23 protein-coding genes and 1 pseudogene are annotated in these 23,757 nt (G+C 69.4%); 12 read left to right on the forward strand and 12 right to left on the reverse strand.

Features of this window, described 5'->3' with window-relative positions:
• Positions 1-129 precede the first annotated feature (129 nt).
• Together NG1_RS10020 and NG1_RS10025 are read right to left on the reverse strand one after the other, a co-directional pair.
• Positions 130-933: an alpha/beta fold hydrolase gene (locus NG1_RS10020; RefSeq protein ID WP_062969800.1), complete on the reverse strand. Its 804-nt coding sequence runs from the start codon at positions 931-933 to the stop codon at positions 130-132.
• Between the two features lie 14 nt (positions 934-947).
• On the reverse strand, positions 948-1,769 hold the full coding sequence (locus NG1_RS10025) for an alpha/beta fold hydrolase (RefSeq protein ID WP_062969766.1): 822 nt from the start codon (positions 1,767-1,769) through the stop codon (positions 948-950).
• Positions 1,770-2,009: 240 nt separating this feature from the next.
• Between NG1_RS10025 and NG1_RS10030 the strand changes: the two genes are divergently transcribed.
• Positions 2,010-2,975, forward strand: a complete 966-nt coding sequence (locus NG1_RS10030; RefSeq protein WP_062969767.1) for an AraC-like ligand-binding domain-containing protein — start codon at positions 2,010-2,012, stop codon at positions 2,973-2,975.
• A gap of 4 nt (positions 2,976-2,979) precedes the next feature.
• Here NG1_RS10030 and NG1_RS10035 read toward each other — a convergent pair whose 3' ends face one another.
• From NG1_RS10035 to NG1_RS10045, 3 genes are all read right to left on the reverse strand, one after another.
• A complete protein-coding gene (locus NG1_RS10035) occupies positions 2,980-3,195 on the reverse strand; it encodes a hypothetical protein (RefSeq protein WP_062969768.1) in 216 nt (71 codons plus the stop codon).
• 107 nt (positions 3,196-3,302) lie between these two features.
• Positions 3,303-4,511, reverse strand: a complete 1,209-nt coding sequence (hemW, locus tag NG1_RS10040) for a radical SAM family heme chaperone HemW (protein ID WP_084498821.1) — start codon at positions 4,509-4,511, stop codon at positions 3,303-3,305.
• 210 nt (positions 4,512-4,721) lie between these two features.
• Positions 4,722-5,129, reverse strand: a complete 408-nt coding sequence (locus tag NG1_RS10045; RefSeq protein WP_062969802.1) for an SgcJ/EcaC family oxidoreductase — start codon at positions 5,127-5,129, stop codon at positions 4,722-4,724.
• A 213-nt stretch (positions 5,130-5,342) separates the two neighbouring features.
• Here NG1_RS10045 and NG1_RS38990 point away from each other — a divergent pair, with 213 nt between their 5' ends.
• The 7 genes from NG1_RS38990 to NG1_RS10075 all read left to right on the forward strand — a co-directional run bounded on the left by NG1_RS38990 (position 5,343) and on the right by NG1_RS10075 (position 12,102).
• Entirely contained in the window at positions 5,343-5,435 is a 93-nt protein-coding gene (locus NG1_RS38990) for an Ms4527A family Cys-rich leader peptide (RefSeq protein WP_357037344.1), read from the forward strand.
• A gap of 126 nt (positions 5,436-5,561) precedes the next feature.
• Positions 5,562-7,376, forward strand: coding sequence for a nitrite/sulfite reductase (locus tag NG1_RS10050; protein WP_247611151.1), 1,815 nt, complete (start codon positions 5,562-5,564; stop codon positions 7,374-7,376).
• 20 nt (positions 7,377-7,396) lie between these two features.
• Positions 7,397-8,113: a phosphoadenylyl-sulfate reductase gene (locus NG1_RS10055; protein ID WP_062969769.1), complete on the forward strand. Its 717-nt coding sequence runs from the start codon at positions 7,397-7,399 to the stop codon at positions 8,111-8,113.
• Between the two features lie 151 nt (positions 8,114-8,264).
• A complete protein-coding gene (gene cysD, locus NG1_RS10060) occupies positions 8,265-9,191 on the forward strand; it encodes a sulfate adenylyltransferase subunit CysD (protein WP_062969770.1) in 927 nt (308 codons plus the stop codon).
• Position 9,192: 1 nt separating this feature from the next.
• Positions 9,193-10,488 carry a sulfate adenylyltransferase subunit 1 gene (locus NG1_RS10065; protein WP_062969771.1) on the forward strand — a complete coding sequence of 432 codons (1,296 nt, stop codon included), beginning with the start codon at positions 9,193-9,195 and terminating at the stop codon, positions 10,486-10,488.
• 1 nt (position 10,489) lies between these two features.
• On the forward strand, positions 10,490-11,320 hold the full coding sequence (locus NG1_RS10070) for a sirohydrochlorin chelatase (RefSeq protein ID WP_084498814.1): 831 nt from the start codon (positions 10,490-10,492) through the stop codon (positions 11,318-11,320).
• Positions 11,321-11,415: 95 nt separating this feature from the next.
• Entirely contained in the window at positions 11,416-12,102 is a 687-nt protein-coding gene (locus tag NG1_RS10075; RefSeq protein WP_062969772.1) for a hypothetical protein, read from the forward strand.
• Here NG1_RS10075 and NG1_RS10080 read toward each other — a convergent pair.
• A complete protein-coding gene (locus NG1_RS10080) occupies positions 12,099-12,731 on the reverse strand; it encodes a TetR/AcrR family transcriptional regulator (protein ID WP_062969805.1) in 633 nt (210 codons plus the stop codon). The two genes, NG1_RS10075 and NG1_RS10080, sit on opposite strands and share 4 nt — an antisense overlap.
• A gap of 102 nt (positions 12,732-12,833) precedes the next feature.
• Between NG1_RS10080 and NG1_RS10085 the strand changes: the two genes are divergently transcribed.
• A complete protein-coding gene (locus tag NG1_RS10085) occupies positions 12,834-14,246 on the forward strand; it encodes an MFS transporter (RefSeq protein WP_062969773.1) in 1,413 nt (470 codons plus the stop codon).
• An 8-nt stretch (positions 14,247-14,254) separates the two neighbouring features.
• Positions 14,255-14,938 (forward strand): SGNH/GDSL hydrolase family protein, encoded by a 684-nt coding sequence (locus tag NG1_RS36550; RefSeq protein WP_062969774.1) that lies wholly within the window; start codon positions 14,255-14,257, stop codon positions 14,936-14,938.
• Positions 14,939-14,943: 5 nt separating this feature from the next.
• Here NG1_RS36550 and NG1_RS10095 read toward each other — a convergent pair whose 3' ends face one another.
• Positions 14,944-15,903: a helix-turn-helix transcriptional regulator gene (locus NG1_RS10095; RefSeq protein ID WP_062969775.1), complete on the reverse strand. Its 960-nt coding sequence runs from the start codon at positions 15,901-15,903 to the stop codon at positions 14,944-14,946.
• A 99-nt stretch (positions 15,904-16,002) separates the two neighbouring features.
• Here NG1_RS10095 and NG1_RS10100 point away from each other — a divergent pair, with 99 nt between their 5' ends.
• Positions 16,003-16,407: a VOC family protein gene (locus NG1_RS10100; RefSeq protein ID WP_062969776.1), complete on the forward strand. Its 405-nt coding sequence runs from the start codon at positions 16,003-16,005 to the stop codon at positions 16,405-16,407.
• A 31-nt stretch (positions 16,408-16,438) separates the two neighbouring features.
• Here the strand turns inward: NG1_RS10100 and NG1_RS38995 are convergent, their stop codons facing one another.
• The 3 genes and pseudogenes from NG1_RS38995 to NG1_RS10110 form a co-directional block, all read right to left on the reverse strand.
• Positions 16,439-16,759, reverse strand: a complete 321-nt coding sequence (locus NG1_RS38995) for an HAD family hydrolase (RefSeq protein WP_309247329.1) — start codon at positions 16,757-16,759, stop codon at positions 16,439-16,441.
• 167 nt (positions 16,760-16,926) lie between these two features.
• Positions 16,927-17,142: pseudogene (locus NG1_RS39000) on the reverse strand (HAD hydrolase family protein); the annotation flags it as partial.
• 97 nt (positions 17,143-17,239) lie between these two features.
• The gene (locus NG1_RS10110) at positions 17,240-19,462 is read right to left on the reverse strand and encodes an Hsp70 family protein (protein WP_168434111.1); all 2,223 of its coding nucleotides are present in this window, start codon (positions 19,460-19,462) and stop codon (positions 17,240-17,242) included.
• A gap of 535 nt (positions 19,463-19,997) precedes the next feature.
• Here NG1_RS10110 and NG1_RS10115 point away from each other — a divergent pair.
• Positions 19,998-20,759, forward strand: a complete 762-nt coding sequence (locus tag NG1_RS10115) for an SDR family NAD(P)-dependent oxidoreductase (protein ID WP_062969778.1) — start codon at positions 19,998-20,000, stop codon at positions 20,757-20,759.
• A 66-nt stretch (positions 20,760-20,825) separates the two neighbouring features.
• On the opposite strand, the gene NG1_RS10120 is transcribed toward NG1_RS10115, so the two are convergent.
• Positions 20,826-22,412, reverse strand: a complete 1,587-nt coding sequence (locus NG1_RS10120) for an FAD-dependent oxidoreductase (RefSeq protein WP_062969779.1) — start codon at positions 22,410-22,412, stop codon at positions 20,826-20,828.
• A 6-nt stretch (positions 22,413-22,418) separates the two neighbouring features.
• Entirely contained in the window at positions 22,419-23,435 is a 1,017-nt protein-coding gene (locus tag NG1_RS10125; protein WP_373686185.1) for an AurF N-oxygenase family protein, read from the reverse strand.
• Between the last annotated feature and the right edge of the window lie 322 nt (positions 23,436-23,757).

A 23,757-nucleotide genomic window follows, 5' to 3' on the forward strand; every position in this document is an offset into this window, starting at 1 on the left:
CGTCTCCGATCACGCCGTACCCGGCGCCGACGCACCGCGGCCACCACGCATCGCAGGCGAATCACGGTTCGTCCGTTCCGTCAGTCTAATTGTCGGTACCCGGAGCGCTCGCCTGCAACGCCTCCTATATCAGCGGGGGACGGCGCCGTCGATCAGCGCGGCCACGGCGTCGGGCCGGGAGACCAGCGAGGCGTGCGAGGCGTCGATCTCACTGGTTCGCGCTCCCATTCGCTGGGCCATGAAGCGCTGGGAGGACGGCGGGATGACCCGGTCCGCCGCCGAGACCAGATACCAGCTCGGCGTGCCCGACCAGGAAGGCGGCCCGGAGGGCTCGAGGTTGGCCTTCACCGCGATGGAGTGCTGATGGGCGATCATGTCTGCCGCGGTCGCAGGCCCGACGTCCTGGGCGAAGACGGCGTTGAAGCTGTCGGGCGCGACATAACCGTCCACATTCTTCCCGGCGACACCCGTGACGTCGTCGACGACCTTCACCTGCAACGCGGGCGGCAGCAACTGGCTGCCCGGGAAGCGGATCGGGTCCAGTTCCGCTTGGGCCACCTCGCCTTGCACCGGTGCGAACGCCGCGATGTAGACGAGGGATTCGACCTTCGGATCGCGCACGTTGCTGATCACGAAACCGCCGTAGGAGTGCCCCGCCAGCACGACGGGACCGCTGATCGTGTCCAGTGTGCGCTGCACGGCGGCCGCGTCGTAGGCGGGCCCGCGCAGCGGGTTGTCCGGCGTGACGACGCGATAGCCGCGCTCGCGCAGCACGGCGGCGACGCCGTCCCAGCTGGTGGTGTCGGCGAAGGCGCCGTGCACGAGCACGATGGTGGGCAGCGGCTGTGCCTGCGCGGGCCCGGCGGACACCGTGGCGGCGAGCGCGAGGGCCAGCACGGCCACGGCGCGGCGCAGGCAATGTTTGCTCGTCATCGGTTCTGTTCTCCTCATTGCTTCAGGAAGTCCAGCAGATCGGCGTCGAACGCTTTCTCGTAGTCGCCACACAGACCGTGCGGGGCGCCCGGATACACCTTCAACTGGGCTCGGGGCAGCAATTTCGCCGTCTTGGCGCCCGCCGCGGCGAACGGCACGATCTGGTCGTCGTCACCGTGCGCCACCAGCACCGGGATGTCGATGCTCGGCAGTTCGGCGGTGAAATCGGTCTCGGAGAACGCCTTCACGCAGTCGAACGCCGCCTTGAGCCCGACCTGCATGCCCATCAGCCAGAAGTGGTCGCGCAGCCCTTGCGAGACCGTCGATCCCGCGCGGTTGGCGCCGTAGAACGGGACCGACAGGTCCTTCCAGAATTGCGATCGGTCGGCGGCCACACCGGCGCGGATGTCGTCGAACGCCGCGAGCGGCGTCCCTTCCGGATTGCCGCCGGTCCGCAGCATCAACGGCGGAACGGCACCGAGCAGCACGGCCTTGGCGACGCGCGAGGTGCCGTGCCTGGACAGGTACCTGGTCACCTCCCCACCGCCGGTCGAGTGCCCGACCAGGGTCGCGTCCTTGACGTCCAGCTCGTTCAGCACCGCGGCGAGGTCGTCGGCGTAGTGGTCCATGTCGTGCCCGTCCCACACGTCGCTGGAGCGGCCGTGCGCGCGCCGGTCGTGCGCGATGGCGCGGTAGCCGTTGCTCGCCACCAGGTTCATCTGGTTGTCCCAGGCATCCCCGTTCAGCGGCCAGCCGTGGCTGAACACCACGGGACGTCCCGCTCCCCAGTCCTTGTAGTAGATCTCGACGCCATCGGTGGTGGTGATCGTCGGCATGGCAGTTCCCTTCGATCGGCTGGATGGTCGGATTACGCGTCACCGGACTCGTGGCCGCACCAGCGCGCCTCCGGGGCCGAACCGGAGCCGGGCTCGGTCGATCGCCGTTCGACAGCGTATGACGGGCGACCGCCGGAAAAACGACTCTCCGTGCACGATCTTCGGCTCAGAATGCACGGCCGGATCGAGGGTGTCCGTGCGAGGATTGCCGAATCTGTCTCATTTGCGACGGAGGCTGTGATGACGGTCGTGTTCGATTCGGACACCATCGCGCCGCACGAGCGAATGGCCGCAGTGGCCGCGGCGCTACAGGAGGCATCGGTCCCGTCCCATGTGGTGCTGGACGGGCCGGACGAGCGTGTCCACGCCACGGTCGACGTGTGGCGGTTCGGCGAGGCGAGCATCTTCCGCACCCGTACCTCGGCCGTCCAGCTGGTCCGGACGCCGAAGCAGGTACGGACCTCACCCGCGCCGGTGCTGGCGGTCGCGGTGCAGCAGGCCGGCGAGGGTCGATACGACCAGGGTGACGTCCGGCGCGTGGTGCGACCGGGCGATCTGCACGTCATGGACCTGAACGCGCCCTACGATTTCGGCTGGCGCGGTGACGGCGCCTCGACCTGCCTGCACGTGCCGCTGGATCGACTCGGCCTGCCCGCCGAGCTGATCGGTCAGGCCGCGACGAGGGTGCAGGACAGCCCGCACTACCGGCTGGTGGCCAACCACATCGTCCAGCTGACCGCCGACGCCGACGCGCTCAGCGCCGACCCGGCGGCCGCGCTGTCCGGCTGCGCCAGCATCGAGTTGATCCGGGGGCTGCTGTTGTCGGCGGGCGGCGACGACGGCAACGGGCCCGTCGTCCCGACCGACATCCTGCTGTCGGGCATCCGCGCCTATGTCCGGCGCAACCTGGCCGATCCCGACCTCGGCGCACAACAGATCGCCAAGGCACACAACATGTCGGTCCGGCAGCTGTACAAGATCTGCGCGAACGCGGGATACAGCCTGGAGCAGTGGATCATCAGCCAGCGGCTGGAGCAGGTGCGCGACGATCTGGCGCGACCGGATCAGAAGCACCGGACGATCGCGATGATCGCGCGGCGCCGGGGTTTTCGCGATCCGAGCCATGTCGCCCGGCGTTTTCGCGCCGCCTATGGACTCTCACCCCGGGAATGGCGCAGAATCGCGCCGTCCGCGGACGAGTCGTAGCGGTTCAGCCGCGATTGGCGACTTTCGCTTGCTTGCCGGCCTCGGCGTCGAGGCCGAGCATCGCGAGTAACGACTCGCAGTCGGCGGCGTTCTCCGCGTAGCTGGCGACGGTGCGGGCGGCGACGGCGCACTGGCGCGCATTCGCCGCCTTCTCCGCTGCTCGCGCCTCCGCGAATTCGCCAGGTTCATGGATCAGGGTGATGTGCCGTGCCGACGCCATATGTCTCCTTGGGGGTTACCCGCAGACTACGCGGCCGCTCGCCGCCGCGTTACCGCAATGAGACGCAAAGTTCGTCGCCTCGATGAATTCGTGATCTTCCACCGCGATCATTCGAGCAGCTCGCGGACGATGCCGTCGGCCAGGAGGCGGCCGCGGTCGGTGAGGACGAGCCGGTCGTCGGCGGTGCGCGTAGCCAAGCCGTCGGCAACCACCCGCTCGACGGCGACAAGGGCGGAGGAGGCCAGATCGGCCAGCGGCAGGCCGATGCGCAGCCGGACGGCGAGCATGACCCGCTCGGTGTACCGCTCGTCCGCGCTGAGGGCTTCCCAGCCCGCGGCGGGCAACGCGCCCGTGGCGGCTCGATCCGCGTACCGCGCGGGGTGCTTGACGTTCCACCACCGCACGCCGCCGACGTGACTGTGCGCGCCCGGACCGGCGCCGAGCCAGTCACCGCCGTCCCAGTAGCCGAGGTTGTGCCTGCAAACCGCGGCGTCGCCCGCGGCCCAATTCGACACCTCGTACCAGTCGAGCCCCGCCGATCGCAGTCGCGCGTCGATCCGTTCGTAGCGCGCGGCGAGTACGTCGTCGTCCGGCGCGGGCAGCTCGCCACGGCGGACCCGCCGGGCCAGCGCGGTGCCGTCCTCCACGATCAGCGAGTAGGCCGAGACGTGATCGACGCCCGCCGCGAGCACCGCGTCCAGGCTGGCGTCGAGATCGGCGTCCCGCTCGCCCGGCGTCCCGTAGATCAGGTCCAGGTTGACGTGCTCGAATCCCGCGGCGCGGGCTTCCCGCGCGGCGGCAACGGCGCGCCCGGGGGTGTGCGTGCGATCGAGCACCTTCAGCACGTGCGCCGCGGCGGACTGCATCCCCAGTGAGACCCTGGTGAACCCGGCCGCCCGGATGCGCTCGAAGAATTCCGGCGACGTGGATTCCGGATTGGACTCGGTGGTGACCTCGGCACCGGCGGCGAGGGTGAACTCGGCGCGCACGGCGTCCAGCACCTCGGCGAGCCCGTCACCGCCGAGCAGGGAGGGCGTCCCTCCGCCGACGAAGACGGTGGAGACCTCCGGCGTAGGGCTCGGCAGCGCGGCGAAGTCCCGCGCGGCGGCGGCCAACTCTTCCCGCAACGCCGCCGCCCAGGACTGCGGCGACGCGGACGTACCGAGTTCGCCCGCGGTGTAGGTGTTGAAGTCGCAGTAGCCGCAGCGCGTGGCGCAGAACGGCACGTGCACGTAGATCCCGAACGGCCCGCCGCCGAAATCGCGCAACACCGGCACGGACGTGTCGGTGCTCGCGGACGCGACGGAAGAATTCACCTGTCCAGTGTGAACGTCGCCGGCCGCGCGCCGACGTCCGGGACTCCGCCGCGCGCCCAGCGACCTCGAATTCCGGCTCGGGCCGATTCGCGCGATGAGCCCTCGGCCGTCGTGCCCGGCGGATCGGGACCCGTCGCGCACCGTTGGATCAGGAGTCGATGACCCCTTCGATCGCGGGAATGACCTGGACCCGGACCGATGCTGACCGTCTCAGTCCGACACGACCGGCGTGTTCTGGTTGGCGGTGAGCAACCAGCGGCCGCCCTCCTTGGACATCACGTACATCGGACTGCCTTCGCTGTCCAGCGCGCCGTCCGGGGTGAAGTAGCGCTGGCGTACCTTGACCGCGGCGACGTCGGGCCGGATGAACAGCACGTGCTCGACCTCGTAGGTCGCCGTGCCGTGCGCGGTGGCCCCCGGCAGCACCCGGGCGGTGAATTCGCCGATGGCGGCGCGTCCGTAGAGTCGGCGGCCGTGTCCGGTGGTCCAGATCGCGTCCTCCCGGAACAGCGCGACGAATTCGTCGACGAGTTCGTTCCGCTGGGCGTGCTGGACGCTCGCGACGACCGCACGGATGGCCTCGGTCTCTGCGGCGGTGTCGACCGCTGGGGTGCTCATGGCGACGAGCGTGCTACCTCGAGCCGACTCGAGGTCAAGCGGCGTGCGCAGCATCACGAACGATGCGGCGGTCGTATCACACGCCCGGTTCGGGCCTCGAACTATGACTGCCGTCACAAACCGGGTCGAACGTCCAGGGGATTTCCCGCGAAAAGGCGGGAAATACCGGACGGGGGGTCGGAAGGCCCGCGCTGACGTGGCACAATAGGCCGCATGCGCGCTTTGGAGATTCGACTTGTGGCACGTCGCCACGTCGATTACAAGCGCGTGTGTAGCGCCTGCTGTCTGCCTCGTTCCCCTCGGTAGTTCAGCGCGCCCCGATCCCGGGTCCCCGGCGATCCCCGACTTCATCGGCCCGCTGACACCGCAGGCGTGAGTCAGCCCCTCACGCCCTTCAGCAGGATGTACCACCCACCCCGCAGGAGCGACCCCATGACGTCGAGCACCGACGCCGGTCCGACCGATCAGCCCACGCCCGAATCCCAGCCCGGGCATCGCGCGCGTCCCGACCGCCCGGCCTCCGAACGCCGCGTCCGCCCGGATCGCCCGCGTCCCGAGGCGACCTCCACCGGCCCGCGCGTGCGCACCGGCAAGCCCGTTCGCCGCAAGGCCGAGGGCCAGTGGGCGCTGGGCTACCGCGAACCGCTGAACCCGAACGAACAGTCCAAGAAGGACGACAACCCGCTCAACGTCCGCGCCCGGATCGAGAACATCTACGCCAAGACCGGCTTCGACGGGATCGACAAGGGCGACCTGCGCGGCCGGTTCCGCTGGTGGGGCCTGTACACCCAGCGCGAGCAGGGCTACGACGGCACCTGGACCGGCGACGAGAACATCGATCTGCTCGAAGCCAAGTACTTCATGATGCGCGTGCGCTGCGACGGCGGCGCGCTGAATCTCGCGCAACTGCGCACACTCGGTCAGATCTCCACCGAGTTCGCTCGCGACACCGCGGATCTGTCCGACCGGGAGAACGTGCAGTACCACTGGATCGAGGTGGAGAACGTCCCCGAGATCTGGAAGCGCATCGAAGCGGTCGGACTGAAGACCACCGAGGCGTGCGGCGACTGCCCGCGCGTGGTGCTCGGGTCCCCGCTGGCGGGCGAGTCGCTGGACGAGGTCATCGACCCGACGCCCGCGATCGAGGAGATCGTGCGCCGCTACATCGGCAAGAAGGAGTACTCCAACCTGCCGCGCAAGTTCAAGACCGCGATCTCCGGCCAGCAGGACGTGGTGCACGAGATCAACGACGTGGCGTTCATCGGTGTCGAGCACCCCGAGCACGGCCCCGGCCTCGACCTGTGGGTCGGCGGCGGCCTGTCCACCAACCCGATGCTCGCCCAGCGGGTGGGCGTGTGGGTGCCGCTGGACGAGGTGCCGGACGTGTGGGAAGCCGTCGTGTCGGTGTTCCGCGACTACGGCTACCGCCGCCTGCGCACCAAGGCGCGCCTGAAGTTCCTGATCAAGGACTGGGGCATCGAGAAATTCCGCCAGGTGCTCGAGGACGAGTACCTGAAGCGCAAGCTGATCGACGGTCCCGCGCCGCAGCAGCCGACCAAGCCGATCGACCACGTCGGCGTGCAGCGGCTGCGCAACGGGCTCAACGCCGTCGGCTTCTCCCCCATCGCGGGCCGGGTGTCGGGCACCGTCCTGACCAAGGTGGCCGACGCGGTGCAGCGGATCGGCTCCGATCGCGTCCGGTTCACCCCGTATCAGAAGCTGATCGTGCTCGACGTTCCCGACGACAAGGTCGACGCGCTGATCGACGAGCTCGAGCCGCTCGGCCTGCAGGCGCGGCCCTCGCTGTGGCGGCGCAATCTGATGGCCTGCAGCGGCATCGAGTTCTGCAAGCTCTCCTTCGCCGAGACCCGCAAGCGCTCCCAGGCGCTGGTGCCGGAGCTCGAGGAACGGCTCGCCGATCTGAACGCGCAACTGGACGTGCCGATCACGATCAACATCAACGGCTGCCCGAACTCCTGCGCCCGCTCGCAGATCGCCGACATCGGGTTCAAGGGCCAACTGGTCGACGACGGCAACGGGAATCACGTCGAGGGCTTCCAGGTTCACCTCGGTGGCAGCCTCGGCTTCGACAGCGCCTTCGGGCGCAAGCTGCGCCAGCACAAGGTGACCACCCAGGAACTGGGCGACTACATCGACCGTGTGGTGCGCAACTTCGTCAAGCAACGTACCGACGGCGAAAGGTTCGCCCAGTGGGCGGTCCGCGCCGACGAGGCCGACCTGAGATAAGTGTCGACGGGAGATCAACTGTGACAACCCAACTCGCGGAAAAGCTGTCCGAGGACGAGCTCCGCGCCATCGCCGCGCGCGGTGCCGCCGAACTGGACGGCGCCTCGGCGACCGAACTCCTGCAGTGGACCGAGGACACCTTCGGCACGAACTACATCGTGGCCTCCAACATGCAGGACGGAGTGCTGGTGCACCTCGCGGCGGGCATCCGCGCCGGCGTCGACGTGCTGTTCCTGGACACCGGCTACCACTTCGCCGAGACCATCGGCACCCGGGACGCGGTGGAGGCCGTGTACGGGGTGAACGTGATCAACGCGCGGCCGGAACACACGGTGGCCGAACAGGATCAGCTGCTCGGCAAGGATCTGTTCGCCCGAGAGCCGAACGAGTGCTGCCGGTTGCGCAAGGTCGTCCCGTTGCAGAAGTCGCTCGCGGGATACAACGCCTGGGTCACCGGCATCCGCCGGGTGGAGGCGCCGACCAGGGCGAACGCGCCGCTGGTCTCATTCGACGAGGCGTTCGGACTGGTGAAGATCAACCCGATCGCGCCGTGGTCCGACGACGAGATGCAGGACTACATCGAGAAGCACGGCATCCTCGTCAACCCCTTGGTGGAGGAGGGGTATCCGTCCATCGGCTGCGCTCCCTGCACACGGAAGCCGGAGCCGGGAGCCGATCCGCGAAGCGGCCGTTGGGCCGGCCTCGCCAAGACCGAATGCGGGTTGCACACAGCATGACCGAGTCAGGGCCCGAAGGAGGCAGCCCGCGTAACCACGCAGGGCCCCTCGGGCATGCGAAAAAGGGACACAGCATGACCGAGTCAGGGCCCGAAGGAGGCAGCCCGCGTAACCACGCAGGGCCCCTCGGGCATGCGAAGAAGGACACAGCATGACCGAAACCATCCAACGTCCGTTCGGCATCACCGATTTCGACACCCTCGCCGCGCTGGAGTCCGAGGCGATCCACATCTTCCGCGAGGTGGCGGGCGAGTTCGAGCGGCCGGTGATCCTGTTCTCCGGCGGCAAGGACTCCACCGTGCTGCTGCATCTGGCGCTCAAGGCGTTCTGGCCCGCGCCGCTGCCGTTCGCGCTGCTGCATGTCGACACCGGGCACAACCTGCCGGAGGTGCTGGAGTTCCGGGACAAGGTGGTCGAGCGCTACGGCCTGCGCCTGCACGTGGCGAAGGTGGAGGACTACCTCGCCGACGGCAGGCTCACCGAGCGCCCGGACGGCATCCGCAATCCTTTGCAAACCGTCCCGCTGCTGGACGCGATCAGCGAGCACCGGTTCGATGCCGTGTTCGGCGGCGGACGCCGCGACGAGGAGCGCTCGCGCGCCAAGGAGCGCATCTTCTCGCTGCGCAACGCCTTCGGCCAGTGGGATCCGAAGCGCCAGCGCCCCGAGCTGTGGAACCTGTACAACGGGCGCCACGCGCCGGGCGAGCACGTGCGGGTGTTCCCGCTGAGCAACTGGACCGAGCTGGACATCTGGCGCTACATCGCCCGCGAGGACATCGATCTGGCGAGCATCTACTACGCGCACGAGCGTCCGGTGTACCTGCGCGACGGCATGTGGATGACGCCCGGCGTGTGGGGCGGCCCGCGCGAGGGCGAGGTGCTGGAGACCAGGTCGGTGCGCTATCGCACCGTGGGCGACGGCTCAACCACCGGCGCCGTCCTTTCCGACGCGGCCGACAACGAGGCGATCCTCGCCGAGGTCGCCGCGTCCCGACTGACCGAACGTGGTGCGACCCGCGGCGACGACCGGGTTTCCGAAGCCGCGATGGAAGACCGCAAGCGAGAGGGTTATTTCTGAGATGTCCGACCTATTGAGGCTGGCCACCGCCGGTTCTGTCGACGACGGCAAGTCCACTCTGGTCGGACGCCTGCTCTACGACACGAAATCCGTTCTGGCCGACCAGATCGACGCCGTCACCCGCGCGTCGGTGGACAAGGGTCTCGCCACACCGGATCTCTCGCTGCTCGTGGACGGGTTGCGCGCGGAACGCGAACAGGGCATCACCATTGATGTCGCCTACCGCTACTTCGCCACTCCCCGCCGCTCTTTCGTGCTCGCGGACACCCCGGGGCACGTGCAGTACACCCGCAACACCGTGTCCGGCGCGTCCACCGCGCAGCTGGTGATCCTGCTCGTGGACGCGCGCAAGGGCGTCATCGAGCAGACCCGCAGGCATGCCGCCGTGCTCGCGCTGCTCGGCGTGCCGAAGCTGGTGCTCGCGGTGAACAAGATCGATCTGGTTGACGACGCCGCCGCCGTGTTCGCCGCCGTCTCCGCGGAGTTCAACGAACTCACCAGCACGCTGGGCTGGTCGAGCGAGGACGTGCTGGAGATCCCGGTCTCGGCGCTGCACGGCGACAACATCGCCTCCCGGTCGGACAACACCCCGTACTACGACGGCCCCTCGCTGATCGAGCACCTGGAATCGGTGCCGGTGGACGCGGACAGCACCGGCAGTCACGCGCTGGGCCTGCGGTTCCCCGTGCAGTACGTGATCCGGCCGCGCACCGCCGAATACCCGGACTATCGCGGGTACGCCGGACAGATCGCGGCGGGGGCGGTGGCTCCGGGCGACGAGGTCGTGGTGCTGCCCTCGGGCATCCGCACGACCGTCGAGCGGATCGACACCCCGGACGGCGAACTCGCGGTGGCGCAGACCGGGCGCAGCGTCACGCTGATCCTTGCCGACGACGTCGACATCTCCCGGGGCGACATCATCGCCTCGGCCGCCGACGCGCCGGAACCGGTGGACACCTTCGACGCCACCGTGTGCTGGCTGGGTGACAAGCCGCTGCGGCCGGGTGCGCGACTGCTGCTCAAGCACGGCACCCGCACCACCCAGGCGATCGTCGGCACGCTGCTGGAGCGCTTCGACGAGCAGCGGCTCGCGGCAGATCCGAGCCCGGAGGCATTGGAACTCAACGACATCGGGCGCATCTCGGTGCGGGTCGCCGAGCCCATCCCGGCCGACGACTACCGGGCGAACCGGCACACCGGCAGCTTCCTGCTGATCGACCCGGCCGGCGGCAACACGCTCGCGGCCGGACTGGTCGGTGATGTGCTGTCCGCCGTAGAGGTCGGCACCGGAGCCTGACATGGCAGCGCGGCGAGCACTTTTCGGCACTCCGCCTGTGGGCCGTTCGGGCTGCGCGACCCCTCGGGCCGGGCTCGGCGGGAGCGCACCGCGACCGCCCGCGCTGATCGCGGTGGCCCACGGCAGTCGTGATCCGCGCTCGGCCGCGACGGTCGCGGAAGTGGTCGGCACGGTCGCGGCCGCGCGGCCGGAGCTCGACGTCCGTACGGCGTTCCTCGATCTCACCGCCCCGTCGGTCGAACAGGTCGTGGATGCCGTTGCCGCCGAAGGTCATACGCATGCGGTGGTGACACCGCTGCTGCTCGGCAGCGCCTTCCACGCCAGGGTCGACCTGCCCGGACTGCTCGCCACGGCAGGCGCGCGCCATCCCGGGCTGCGGTTGACCCAAGCCGACGTGCTCGGCGCGGACGCCGGATTGGTCGGTGCGTTGCGCGACCGGGTCCTGGCCGCCGGTGGCGCCGAACACGCCGCAGCGGCCCGGCGCCTGGGTGTCGCGGTCGCGGCGGTCGGATCGTCGTCGGCCGCGGCCAATGCCCGCACCGCCGAAGTGGCCACCCGCTTGGCCGCCCGCACCGGCTGGCGTACCGAGATCTGCTTCGCGACCACCGAACCGTCCGTCTCGCAGGCGGTCTCGCGACTGCACGCCTGCGGCGCGGACCACGTGCTGGTCGCGCCGTGGTTCCTCGCACCCGGCCTGCTGACCGATCGCCTGGCCCACGCCGCGCCGCAGGCCACCCACGCCGGTGTGCTCGGCGCGCATCCGGCCCTCACCCAGGTCGTCCTGGATCGCTACCACGCGGCGATCGCGGAGACGCGCGCGCTTTCGGCCTGAGGGCGCACGGGAGACCAGCCGCGGACGACGGCCCTGTTCTCTCTCCCGGCGACCATGCCCGTTCCGCCGACGGTGCCGCATGCTAGGAACATGGCATGGCCGAGTCGTTCCGCACCACCTCCTGCGCCAGCCACGGACACCCCGAGTTCACCGTCGTTTTCACCGAGCCGCAGCTGACCGGCATGGAGACCTGGTTGCTGTCCTACTTGGAATCCACCGTCGCGGCGGGCACGCGATACCACCCCGGCGAGACGATCCGCATCGGCTGGAATCTGGTCCGGGTACGCGGCCGCGACGACGGCACACTGGGGCTGGCCGAACGCGCCGATGCGCAGAACTGGGTCGAACAGGTCGATCGCACCCTGCGTGACGTCTGGTTCCAGCGCGAAGTCGCGGCCGGCGTCGGCCTGGCCGACCACCTCGACTTTCCCGGCGAGGATCAGCAGGCGATCGTCTCGTCGTGCGGGCTCGAGTCGCCGGTGCTGGTGCTGGCCCGCACCGCGACGAAGGACCCGGATTCCTCCGGTTGGTCGGTCGAGTGCTTCGAAGACCACGCGCACCGCGCGTCGTACTACACCACCCTGCTCGAACTGGCCGCCGCCATGCCGTTCGCGGTGCAGTTCTTCGCCCTTCCGGTCACGACGACGGTGCTGATCGAAAGCCCCGAGATCACGCCCACCGGCACCATCCGGCCCCACATCGTGGACGCGGACGGCGTGGAACTGCCCCCGATCCCCGGCTCCTACCTGGACTACCTGGTCAACGGTTCGCCGAACGATTAGCCGGACGTCGCGAGCAGATCCGCCACGACAGCGCGCGCGGTCGCGACCCCCGACTCATCGCCCATCTGACGGGCGGTATGCGCCGCGCCGATCACCGCGTCCAGTTCGAACGCCACGACATCGGCCGAGCGGCCGGCGAGATGCCCTTGCTCTTGGGCCCGGCGAATCTGCTCCACCAAGAACGCGAGCCAGTCCCGGCGGTCTTCGGCGATGGCATCGCGCACCGGGCCCGGTCTGCTGTCGAACTCGGCGAGGGTCGCTACGCGGAAGCATCCACCGGGAAACGCAGGCTGGACCACCTGACCGATCCAGCGCTCGACCAGGGCGCGCAGGCGCGGTAGTCCGGCGGGCTCGCTCAGGCTCGGCGTGATGACCTCATCGATGAACACCTGCCGCGCGCACTTCACCGCCGCGATCTGCAAGCTCTCCTTGCTGCCGAAAAGGGTGGCGATCCCGCTCTTGCTCAGTCCCAGATCTGTCGCCAATCGGCCGATACTGACGCCGTTCAATCCTTCGACGGACGCCACGTCGGCGGCGCGGCGCGCGATCGACGCCCGCGCCCGAGCGCCTTTCGCCAAGCGCTGATCGGTGCCGCGCGGCGGGTCGCCCGCGGTGACGGACTCGGTCATGACCTCATTCTTCCACTCCACTGTTGCACATACGAACGTATGGTCGTACTTTAAGTGAACGAACGATCGTGCGTTTTGTTTCCCTTCTTCTAAGGACTTCCCATGACCGACGCGTCCGTGCGGCTCGACAGCCCGCCGACCGCGCCCGCGGCTACCCGCACCTTGCTGATCGCTTGCGGCGCGGCATTCATCGCTTTCCTCGATCTCTCGGTAGTCAACATCGCCTTCCCCTCGATCGCCCGGGACTACCCCGGTACGGCCACCACCACGCTGACCTGGATCGTCAGCGGCTACGCGGTCGCCTTCGCCGCGTTGCTCACCCCGGCCGGACGCTTCGCCGACGCGCTCGGACGCCGCAGACTGTTCCTCGGCGCGCTGGCCGGTTTCGCCCTCACCTCCTTGCTGTGCGGGCTCGCGCCGACAGCGGGCTGGCTCATCGCGGGCCGGGTACTGCAAGGCGGCACCGCGGCGCTGATGGTGCCGTCCGCGCTCGGCTTGGTACTGGCCGTCACCCCGCGGGAAAAAATCGGCGCGGCCATCGGAGCCTGGTCGGCCGCGGGCGGGTTCGCCGCGGTGGTCGGCCCCGCGCTCGGTGGCGCGCTGGTCGAAGGATTCGACTGGCGCGCGGTCTTCGTGATCAACGTGCCGGTGGCGCTGCTGCTGATCGCGGCGGCGGCCCGCATTCCGGCCGTGGAGGGCCGTCGGGCGGGCGGCGGGTTGCCCGATCCCCTCGGCACCCTCGCGGTCGCGCTGGGTCTCGGCGGACTGGTCGCGGGCGTCACGGAGGGGCAGCGCTGGGGCTGGACCTCGGTGGGGACGCTGACCGCGCTGATCGGCGGTGGCTTGCTGGTCGTCGCCGCGCTCGCCCGTTCGGCGCGCCACCACGATCCCGCGATCGCGGTGGAGCTGTGGCGCAGCAGGTCGTACGCGCTGGCCAACGCGACCTCGTTCGTCTTCGGCGCCGCCATGTTCGCCTGGCTGCTGGCCGGACCGCTGTTCCTGGACGCGATCTGGGGTTACTCGGTGCTCGGCTCCGCGGGCGCGATGACGATCGGGGCGGTGGCGTCGATGGTGACGGCGACCGTCGCGGGCCGGGTCGGCTCGCCCGTCGTCAGGCGATGGCTCGGCGTGCTCGGAGCGTCGATGTTCGTCGCGTGCACCGTGTGGATGAGCACGGACGCCTTCGGCGCCACGCCGAACCTGTGGGCGGCGTGGATCCCGGCCGGGGTGCTCGGCGGCGGCGGCATCGGCTTCGTCGTCACGGTACTCGGCACCGCGTCCGCCAGTTCGCTTCCGCCCCAGCAGTTCGCCGCCGGAACCGGCATGAATCTGACCGCGCGGCAAGTGGGCGGCGCACTCGGTGTAGCCGTACTCGCCGCCGTGTTCGCGGCGCGTCCCGGCGATCCGCTCGGCGCGTTCCACACCCTCTTCGCCGTGTGCGCGGGCATCGCCGCCGTGGCCGCCTGCCTGGCCGCCCTCCCCGCCCGTACCCCGTCATTCTCTTCCGAAAGCTAGGAAACACAGTGAGCGACAACACTCTTCGCACCGAAGCCAACGATCCCCTGGTGCTGCCGCCCGAAGAACAGCGGCGTCTGCTCGCCGACGCCCCATGGCAGCGCTACGCGGTGCTCGGCGACTCCATCGCGCAGGGCGTCGGCGACCCCAGCCCCGGGTACGAACCGGTGGGCTGGGCCGACCGCGTCGCGGCCGTGCTCACCACGGTCCGCCCGGATCTGGCCTACCTGAACACCGGCCGGATCGGCGCCACCTCCGCCCAGGTTCTTGCCGAACAGTTGCCGGGCGTGCTCGAATTCCGCCCGGATCTCGTCCATCTCAGTTGCGGCGGCAACGACCTGTTCCTGCCCGGCGGCGATCTCACCGAACTGCGGACGAACCTGGACACGATGTTCGCCACACTGGCCCGCACCGGAGCGCAGATCGTCACCTTCACCCTGGCCGATGTCTGGGAAGTCGAGCGCATGGCGCCGATGCGTCCGATGCGCGAGCGGATGGCCCAGCTCAACGACCTGACCCGCGAGCTCGCCGCCCGCTACGACGCGCTGCTGCTCGAACTCTGGGACCACCCGCTACGCCTGCGGCCCGACCTGATGAGCGCCGATCTCATCCACTTCAGCATGAGCGGCCACGCCGTGCTCGCCTCGGACATGGTGCGCACCCTGGCCGACCACGTGCTCGCGCCCCGCTGATTCGGTCACGATGCCGCACCGTCCGGTCCGTAGCGGTCGAGTAACTCGGCGCCGAGGCGGGCCAGTTCGGCGCGCACCTCGGCGGGACCGAGGACCTCGATCGAGGCGCCCCAGCCGGCCAGTTGCTGGGCGAGCATCCATGCGGTGGGGGCGGTGACGCGGACCCGGATGCGACCGTCGTCGGCCGGGCCGTCCACGACGCAGTTCCTGCCCTGCTGGTCGCGCAGGATCGGCAGCAGGCGTTCGGAGATCAGCACGGTGGCGGCGGTGGTGGCGCGCCGCCGCTCCATTTCTTCGACCACCTGCGCCCAGGCGGCGGAGAGGTCGAAATCGTCCGGACGGTGGACCGGTTCGCCGGTGAGCGACGCCTCGGCGATCCGGTCGACGCGAAACGTGCGCTGCCCCCGCTCGGTTCCCGCGACCAGGTACCAGACGGCATCCTTGTCCACCAGTCCCCAGGGATCGACGAGACGCTCGGACGGCTCGCCGGTGCGATTCGCGTAGCGCAGCCGCACCTTGGTGCGCTGCACGACAGCGCGTTGCAGCAGTGCCACCACCGGCGGCAACTCCCGGTCGGTCGCACCCCAGCGCGCCGGATCGATCACCACGGCATCGGCGGCCGCCTGCGCGTCGCCCCGAAAGGTCTGCGGCAGCGCCCGGACCAGCTTGCGCAGCGCCGACTTCGCCTCCGGCACCGCACCGGCGGAGGGACCGGCCAGGAGGAACAACGCGCGGGCCTCCTCCGCCGTCAGCCCGCTCAGATCCGTGCGCGCACCGCCCACCAGCGACCAGCCGCCGCCGCGCCCGGGCTGCGGGTACACCGGCACCCCGGCCGAAGAGAGCGCTTCGAGATCCCTGCGCGCGGTGGCGACCGAAGTCTCCAGCTCCGCCGCGACCTGCGCGGCCGTCACCCGACCACGGGTCTGCATCATCAGCAGAATCGCCACCAACCGGTCCGCTCGCATGCGCACAATTCTGCCGTCGAAAGTGCTCATTCCTTGCGCACTTTTGCTCGGATGATGGTTCTACAAGCACGAAACACAACGATTCGAAGGAGAACCACCATGCTGCGCGGAATGGCGACGAGCACCTTTTACGCCGATGACCTGGAGGCCGCCAAGGACTGGTACACCGAGTTCTTCGGCGTCGAGCCCTACTTCCACGTTCCCGACGGTTACTACGAGTTCCGCATCGGCGACTACCAGCACGAATTCGGCATCGTGAACCGCGCCTACGCCCCGGCCGGAGCACGCAACGCGCCCGGCGGCGCGATCGTCAACTGGCACGTCGACGACTTGGGGGCGACCGTCGACCGGCTGTTGGAACTCGGCGCGACCGTCTACGACCCCATCACCCCGCGCGGCGAGGGCTTCGTCACGGCCGCCGTGGTCGATCCGTTCGGCAACGTCCTCGGCCTCATGTCGAACCCGCACTACCTCGCGGTTCTCGCCGAGACCGGTCCCGCGTAGACCGGAGAGGGGGCAGACCGCCCCGGTCGTGTCAGGGCCGGAACCAGCGCTCCAGCACGGTGGCGACGCCGTCGTCGAGGACATGGCCGGTCACTTCGTCCGCGAGATCACGGACGTCCGTCGGCGCGTTGGCCATCGCGACCGAATGCGCTGCCCAGCGCAGCATGTCCCGATCGTTGTAACCGTCACCGATGGCCAGCGTCGCCTCGTCCGGCACACCGAGGGCGACGCGGAGTTGTTCCAGCGCCCACCCCTTCGACACGCCCTGCCGGGATACCGTGAGCCACGGCCCGTACTCGCCGTGCACCCAGCTCGCACCCGGCACTCGCAGGGAGCGCAGCACGAGCAGCATCTCCTCCAGCGAACCGTCCGGCAGCCAGTGGCCCAGGTACCGATGCCGACCTTTTCCACAGCGAAGATCATCGCCGGGAACAGCGCGCGCAACGCCACGATCGCGGGTGCGGGGTCGAAGGACTGGATCGCGACCGGTTCCCCCCTGGCCACGTCGATGTGCACGGCTCCGTTCGAGCACAGGGCATGTCCTTCGAGCAGGCCGAGTTCGGTGAGCACCGGACGGGTGGTCAGCAGGGTGCGTCCCGTCGTGACCACGACATGCGCGCCCGCTGCCACGGCCGCGCGCACCGCCGCGACCACACGCGTACTGATCGGTGTTCCCGTGTCCAGCAGCGTCCCGTCCACGTCCAGCGCGATCAGCTGGGGACCCCCGGATGCCATCAACCCATTGTGCCTCGGCGGCGGCGCACCCGTCGCTGATTCCGGCGCGCCGAGACCCGCACGCGCGCTGGTCAATTGGGCATCCCCGCCCGCACAGCTACCGACCGCGGGCTCCACCGCCGCCCGCACCTCCGGCACCTCCCGCGGACGACCCACCCGACGACCCACCCACCGAACCGGAACGGCCCCGCGATCCACCGGACGACGAAGCGCCCGAGGAGTTCCCGGTCGAGTGACCACCCGCCGACGACGCACCGCCCGGGTGCCCGCTCGACGAGCCACCGGTCGAGGGCGAACCGCCCGCCGACGAATTGCCCGCCGAGCCACCGTTGGACGAACCGTGCGCCGACGAGTTGCCCGCCGAACCGCCCGACGCCGAGTTGCCCGCCGACCCGGCCGAAGTCGACCCGTCCGACGACGAATTGCCTGCCGACCCACCGGAGGACGAACCGTGCGCCGACGAGTTGCCCGCCGATCCACCCGATGACGGACCGCCCGACGACGAATTCCCCGCCGACCCGGCCGAAGACGGACCGCCCGACGACGAATCACCGGCCGAGGACGAGCCGTGCGTCGAGGAGTCGCCTGCCGACCCGCCCGACGACGACGCGCCCGGCGACCCGCCGGACGACCCGCCGGACGATCCGTTCGCGGACGAGTCGCTCGTCGACCCACTGCTCGATGCGGTTCCGCCGGAGGAGGAGCCCCCCGTGGACGTGCCCGCGGAGGAGGACGAATTCGAGCCCGAGCCGCCGTGCTCGTCCGAGCCCGTACCGGTGCCCGGTGCGTCGGACGTCCCGGTCGACGGACTGCCCGGTGTGCTCCCGCCGGACGCCGGACCGGTCTCCGCCGGAGTCGAACCGTTCTGCGGCGCGGGAACACTGGAGCCCCCCGGTGGCGACCCGGCTCCCGGCGCGGGCGGCTGGCCGGGTACCTGCCCCGGCTGGCCCGGCTGACCAGGGGTCGCGGGAACGGGAGGCTGTCCGATGTCCCCCGGTGCGGGGCGGACGACCGGTGCGAACGGCAGCGGATTCACGAAGTAGGCGGGATCGCCGTATCCCCGGTAGCGCAATCCGCCCGGGGCGCAGCAGTTTCGCGGGTCCCGATGCGAGCCGAGCCGCGACTCCGCCACCGAAGGCCCATAACCGGCACCGCGTGCGGCCGGTGTGATGAATCGGGTATAGGCGGAGGTCCGTTGCGCGAGCAAGGCCCGGCCCGAGTTCGAGGTGGTGGCGGACATCGCGGACCAGGCGACGGCGAGCTGCTCGTTCCCGACGTCGACCAGCAGGCTGTCGGTCGGCACACCGAGTTCCGGCAGACGCTCGAGCAGCGGCGACAGCTCGGGAACCGTAGGTCCGCCGAAGACCGTGACCGCCGACATGGCGACCGCGGAGACCACCGCGGCACTGGAGAACACCGCCACCCGCGGCGCGGTGGATCGGCCGTCGGAGGCGCCGAGCGCCATCGTGCGCGCCGCCATGAGGGCGGCGCCCGCGGCGGTCGCCTGCCCCGGGTCCGCCGAGATCAGCACGGGGCGGCCGAGTTCGGCGAGCGTCCGCGCCACCTCCGCGGGACGCGACGCACCTCCCACCAGCAGAATGCAGCCGATATCGGACAGGCTGACACCCGATTCCCGCACGCACGCGCGGACCAGTTGCAGCGAATCCTGCACGTGTGCCGTGCGCAACCCGTCGATATCGACGATGGACGTCATCGACAATCGAGCGGACCCGGGCTTCACCTCCGGTGCGTAGCGCGCGATCATCGACCCCAGCGGCCTGCCGCCGAAGTCGTAGGAGCGCACCGGCTTACCGATCATCGGATGGTTGTCCCAGTCGGGACCGACCCGCACGATGCTCACGTCGAGGCTGGTACCACCGAGGTCGTAGATCAAGACGAAGCCGGTTTCCAGCGGGCCGTACTCGTGCTCCAGCCATTCCGCGGCCGCGACGGGTTCGGGTACCAGGAGCACGTCGCCCGCCCCGGATAGGTCCAGCGCTTGGCGCAGCAACGCGACCTGCTTGTCGGAATACACGGCGGGATAGGTGGTCACGACGCCCGCCTCGGACGCGCCCGGCTCGACCGCGCGGAGTTCACCGACCACCGCGGCGACGAGATTGGCAGGCGACCAGATGCGTCCGCCGACGATCACCGCCTCCGGATCACGGGCGAGATCGGCGAAATCCGTGACCGCCGTGCTGAACTGCGCGATCCCGCCCAAGCGCAGCCCGCCCGCGCTGTCGAAGGTCACCGCGGTGCGCCGCGACCGCACCGCAGGACGTGGTCGGTCCGCGCTGACCGAAGCCGTCACGGAGTTCACTGCACCAATGCTGAAACCCAGACCTGTAGTCATTCGCTATCCCGTCAACGCACCGTGACCACGTCCATCACATGGAGTTCCCCTGTGGCCGCGGTCGTCTTCCAAACAGCCACCACAGGTTAGCTGTTTCGGGTTCATACGGATGCGCAATTGATACGGATCGTTCTACTTTCAGCAATAATCGTCCGAAATGCCAGGTAGATAGGAGTCAGCATGGGCGTCCAGCCCACTCGACGCCGCGAATCATCCTGCGCTCTCGATGATTCCGCTACCGTACAGCGATCACGAAATATCGAAGCCAACCAGACCGAGCGCCGGTTTATCTGCCGAAAAGCACACCGGTGGACAGACACCAACCGGTCGGTAACCAGATGCTTGCCATCACCGTGCATTTCGGCCAGCCCCCACTTCCGGAAGTCGAATGACACATCAACTAGATGTCCGATACTCGCCAGCGTCGTGGTTCGGATCCGGCTTGACTCGATAGCGGTCCACCACGGAGGTGAGATCGCGAGAGTGGAGAGGGAATCGAACGATGGCAACACGGTTCGCGGAGCAGGTCGTACTGATCACCGGCGCGACCTCGGGTGTGGGCAAGGCGGTGGCGCTGCGGGTCGCGAGCGAAGGCGCCGCGGTCGTGCTCGGTGCCAGGGGCAAGGACGCGGGTGATCAGGTGGCCGCCGACATCCGCGCGGCAGGTGGCCGCGCGCTGTTCGTGCCGACCGATGTCACGGTGGAACAGGACGTCGCCCGGCTGACCGACGCGGCGCTGTCCGAATTCGGCCGCCTGGACGCGGCATTCAACAACGCGGGCGCGGTGTGCGCCTTCGGGACGGTCGCGGAGATCGACGAGGCGGGCTGGCGTGCCGATCTGGAGCTCAATCTCACCAGCGTGTTCTACGGCCTGCGGCATCAGGTTCCCGCGCTGGCGGCCTCCGGCGGCGGCGCGATCCTGAACAACGCCTCGAATCTCGGGGTGGTCGGCATGGGTTCGGTGGCTCCGTATGTGGCGGCCAAGCACGGGGTGGTCGGCTTGACCCGGGCCGTGGCGCTCGAGGCCGCAGAGCAGGGGGTACGGGTGAACGCACTGGTCTCCGGAGCTGTCGACACCCCGGCGTTCCGGAATTCCATGGGCGCGACGCCCGAAGGCGAGGCCGCCATCGCGGCGCTGCACCCGGTGGGCCGCATCGCGACGCCGGAGGAGATCGCCTCGTTCTGCGCCTACTTGCTCAGTGGCGAAGCGAGTTTCGTCACCGGCGCGGCGCTGGCCATCGATGGCGGATTCACCGCACGCTGACCCGCCCGACCTGGGGACCGCCTCGAGATACCGGCGCGCGGCCGGGGTATCTCGAGGCGGGGTTCGTCAGGCGCGAGCCAGCAAGCGGCGGACTCGGCCGGGGCGGGCTTCCGCCGCTCCCGCGGCTCGGACAGCCGGTTGCCGCAGCCGCACCATGCGATCGAATTCCGAGGCGGAACCGGCGGGTTCGGGCAGGCGCCCCGCGTTGAAGTCCGCGGCCAGTTGCCGCACCGTCTCCTGCGCGCAGGATTTGTTGGTGCCGATGAAGCCGGTGGGCCCGCGCTTGATCCAGCCGGTCACGTAGGTGCCGGTGACGACGGCGCCGTCCGGGCGCTCCAGCACCCGGCCCTCCTGGTTCGGGATCACCGCGGCCTGCTCGTCGAACGGCAGGCCGGGCACCGCGACGCCGCGGTAGCCGACCGAGGTGAGCACCAGTCCCGCGTCGAGCCGATCGGTCTGCCCGGTCGGCACGGCGCGGACGCGGCCGTCCGGATCGGTGACGAGTTCGGTGCGGGCGATTTCTAGTCCGGTCACCCGATCGGTCCCGTGGATCTCGGTGGGCGCGGCCAGGTAGCGGAACACGATGCGCTTGCGCTCCCCCACCGGCCGGGTGCGCACGCTGTGCAGCAGCCGCAGCTTCTGTTCGACGTGGAAGGGCAGTTCCGCACCGAGTTCGGGCAGCTCACCCTCGACCACGATGTCCACATCGCAGCCCAGCAGGCCGACGAATTCCGGCACGGTGAAGGCGGATTCGAGGGGGCCGCGCCGACCGAGCACGACCACTTCCTCGATCTTGCTCTCGCGCAACGCCCGCAACGCGTACGGCGCGATGTCGGTGCCCGCCAGTGTCGCGGGGTCACAGGTCAGCACGCGCGCGACGTCGAGCGCGACATTGCCGTTGCCGACGATCACGGCCCGCCGGGCGGACAGGTCGAAGACATGGTCGACGTGATCGGGATGGCCGTTGTACCAGGCGACGAAATCGGTGGCCGACACCGTGCCCGCCAGGCCCTCACCCGGAATGCCGAGCTTGCGATCCGACGAAGCGCCGACCGCGTAGATCACCGCGTGGAAATGGTCGAGCAGCTCGGAGTGCGAAATATGTCCGCCGACTTCGAGATTCAGGTAGGAACCGAAACCCGGCTGCGCGGAGATGACATCGAACAGCTCGCCGACCTTGCGAGTCTTGTCGTGATCCGGCGCGACGCCGTGCCTGGCCAGGCCGTAGGGCACCGGCAGCCGGTCCAGCACCGTGACCGACACGTCGGGCTGGGTCAGCAGTTCGTCGGCGGCGTACATCGCCGACGGCCCCGATCCCACGATCGCCACCCGCAGCGGCGCGCGCTCGGTGTGGATCCGCGCCGCGGGCACCGGTCGCGCCAGCAGCGGGCGCGGCCGGGCCTGCCGGTAGAAGTCGGCGTTGATCTCGATGAACGGCTTCTGCTCTGCGGTCAGCTTCGTCGCCGACACGATGGCGTCGACCGGGCACGCGGTGGCGCAGGCGCCGCAGTCCACACACGCCTTCGGGTCGACGTACAGCATCTCCGCCGTCCGGAAGTCCGGTTCGTCGGGCGTGGGATGGATGCAGTTGACCGGGCAGGCGTATACGCAGGACGCGTCGCTGCAGCAGGATTGGGTGACGACGTACGGCATGCCGGCTCAGGCGACCTTGCTCGCGGCGCGCAGCGGTTCCGACCGGTACCGCGTGCTGGGACCGTCGATCCCGAGCGCCTTCCAGAACGCCTTGGCGACCGGGTTCATCAGCCCGATGTCCTTGGCCAGGGCGCGCACGTCGCAGAAGTAGTCGCTGAAGACCCGCTTGGCCTCCTTCGAACCGAAGAACAGCTCTTTGCGGACCTCGTCCGGGATGCCGAACTCGGTGAAGAACGACCGCGGCGGAGTGACGATCGCGCGGCCGAGAATCCACATGACGAGCGGCATGGCCAGCGAGAGGACGAACTTCTGCGCGGGCTTCGCCTCCGGCACGTGGTTCTTCAGGAACTCGTGTGCGAAGGAGATGTGCCGCGCCTCCTCCGCGACGTGAATCGCCATCACGCCGCGCATGATCGGGTGCACGTCTTCGCCCGAGCGCAAGATCTGCTTCTGGATGTGGTCGATCGGCTCCTCACCGGCCAGCACGGCCATGAAGAACAGGTTCGGGAACCAGGCCGCGACCGGCGCGCCCAGGTACTTGAACTTGCTGACCAGCGGGCCCATGCCGGGCACGTCCAGCCCGATGCGGTTGACCATCTCCTGGAACATCAGGGTGTGGTTGTGCTCCTCGATCATCTCGTGGGAGCAGTACCGGAACTCCGGCGAACCGTTCGGCAAGCCGAAGTTGTGGATGACCATGCCACTGATCAGGATCGACTCGAACTGCAGGCCGACCTTGGCGATATTCGCCTGCCGGTATTTGCCGACCGCGATCTTCTGTTCCTCGGACAGCGCCTGATACCAGGGGTGGCGGGCCACGGTATCGGCCGACTCGGGCAGAATCCAGCGCTCCTCACCGGCGTCGGCGGCGAAGTCGGGATTGTCCCAGTCGATGTCCTCGAAGGGGTCGAAGTGCTTGTTGACCGATCCCTCCGACAGCAGCAGCAGCTTCGCAGCGTACTCCTGCGCCTTCTCCAGATCGGGATCGACTGCGGGTGTCACGGCTGCAGACATCGTCGTCACTGCCTCTCCTCGATGGGACCGTTTAACTGTATCCCATAGTTACACCAACGGAGAGTCACGTCAACCCAGCAGTTGCTAGGACCGTCCGGCGGCGCGCGCCCTCATCACGCGCACCGCCGGACGGCCCCTGTTCTTCCCGGACCTCGCCGGAGCCCTAACTCACCAGCACCCCGTCACCGGCCGCCAAGAGGGAGGTCCCGAAACCGAAGACCGCCGACATACTCGTCACGACGACCACCCGGCCCAGCCGCCGACGGGTTCGCCGCGACAGCATCAAGGCTCGTGTCGCGGCACGCCGACGGGTGCGGCGGCGCCGGGCCCG

Origin of the sequence: Nocardia gamkensis NBRC 108242, from assembly GCF_001612985.1 — a bacterium.
GTDB classification, from domain to species: domain Bacteria; phylum Actinomycetota; class Actinomycetes; order Mycobacteriales; family Mycobacteriaceae; genus Nocardia; species Nocardia gamkensis.

What these genes read in the sequence shown, in the direction of transcription:
- NG1_RS10020 (WP_062969800.1), bottom strand. Translation starts at nt 933, where the DNA reads ATGACGAGCAAACATTGCCTGCGCCGCGCCGTGGCCGTGCTGGCCCTC.
- NG1_RS10025 (WP_062969766.1), bottom strand. Translation starts at nt 1,769, where the DNA reads ATGCCGACGATCACCACCACCGATGGCGTCGAGATCTACTACAAGGAC.
- NG1_RS10030 (WP_062969767.1), top strand. Translation starts at nt 2,010, where the DNA reads ATGACGGTCGTGTTCGATTCGGACACCATCGCGCCGCACGAGCGAATG.
- NG1_RS10035 (WP_062969768.1), bottom strand. Translation starts at nt 3,195, where the DNA reads ATGGCGTCGGCACGGCACATCACCCTGATCCATGAACCTGGCGAATTC.
- NG1_RS10045 (WP_062969802.1), bottom strand. Translation starts at nt 5,129, where the DNA reads ATGAGCACCCCAGCGGTCGACACCGCCGCAGAGACCGAGGCCATCCGT.
- NG1_RS38990 (WP_357037344.1), top strand. Translation starts at nt 5,343, where the DNA reads ATGCGCGCTTTGGAGATTCGACTTGTGGCACGTCGCCACGTCGATTAC.
- NG1_RS10050 (WP_247611151.1), top strand. Translation starts at nt 5,562, where the DNA reads ATGACGTCGAGCACCGACGCCGGTCCGACCGATCAGCCCACGCCCGAA.
- cysD (WP_062969770.1), top strand. Translation starts at nt 8,265, where the DNA reads ATGACCGAAACCATCCAACGTCCGTTCGGCATCACCGATTTCGACACC.
- NG1_RS10065 (WP_062969771.1), top strand. Translation starts at nt 9,193, where the DNA reads ATGTCCGACCTATTGAGGCTGGCCACCGCCGGTTCTGTCGACGACGGC.
- NG1_RS10070 (WP_084498814.1), top strand. Translation starts at nt 10,490, where the DNA reads ATGGCAGCGCGGCGAGCACTTTTCGGCACTCCGCCTGTGGGCCGTTCG.
- NG1_RS10075 (WP_062969772.1), top strand. Translation starts at nt 11,416, where the DNA reads ATGGCCGAGTCGTTCCGCACCACCTCCTGCGCCAGCCACGGACACCCC.
- NG1_RS10080 (WP_062969805.1), bottom strand. Translation starts at nt 12,731, where the DNA reads ATGACCGAGTCCGTCACCGCGGGCGACCCGCCGCGCGGCACCGATCAG.
- NG1_RS10085 (WP_062969773.1), top strand. Translation starts at nt 12,834, where the DNA reads ATGACCGACGCGTCCGTGCGGCTCGACAGCCCGCCGACCGCGCCCGCG.
- NG1_RS10095 (WP_062969775.1), bottom strand. Translation starts at nt 15,903, where the DNA reads ATGCGAGCGGACCGGTTGGTGGCGATTCTGCTGATGATGCAGACCCGT.
- NG1_RS10100 (WP_062969776.1), top strand. Translation starts at nt 16,003, where the DNA reads ATGCTGCGCGGAATGGCGACGAGCACCTTTTACGCCGATGACCTGGAG.
- NG1_RS38995 (WP_309247329.1), bottom strand. Translation starts at nt 16,759, where the DNA reads ATGCTGCTCGTGCTGCGCTCCCTGCGAGTGCCGGGTGCGAGCTGGGTG.
- NG1_RS10115 (WP_062969778.1), top strand. Translation starts at nt 19,998, where the DNA reads ATGGCAACACGGTTCGCGGAGCAGGTCGTACTGATCACCGGCGCGACC.
- NG1_RS10120 (WP_062969779.1), bottom strand. Translation starts at nt 22,412, where the DNA reads ATGCCGTACGTCGTCACCCAATCCTGCTGCAGCGACGCGTCCTGCGTA.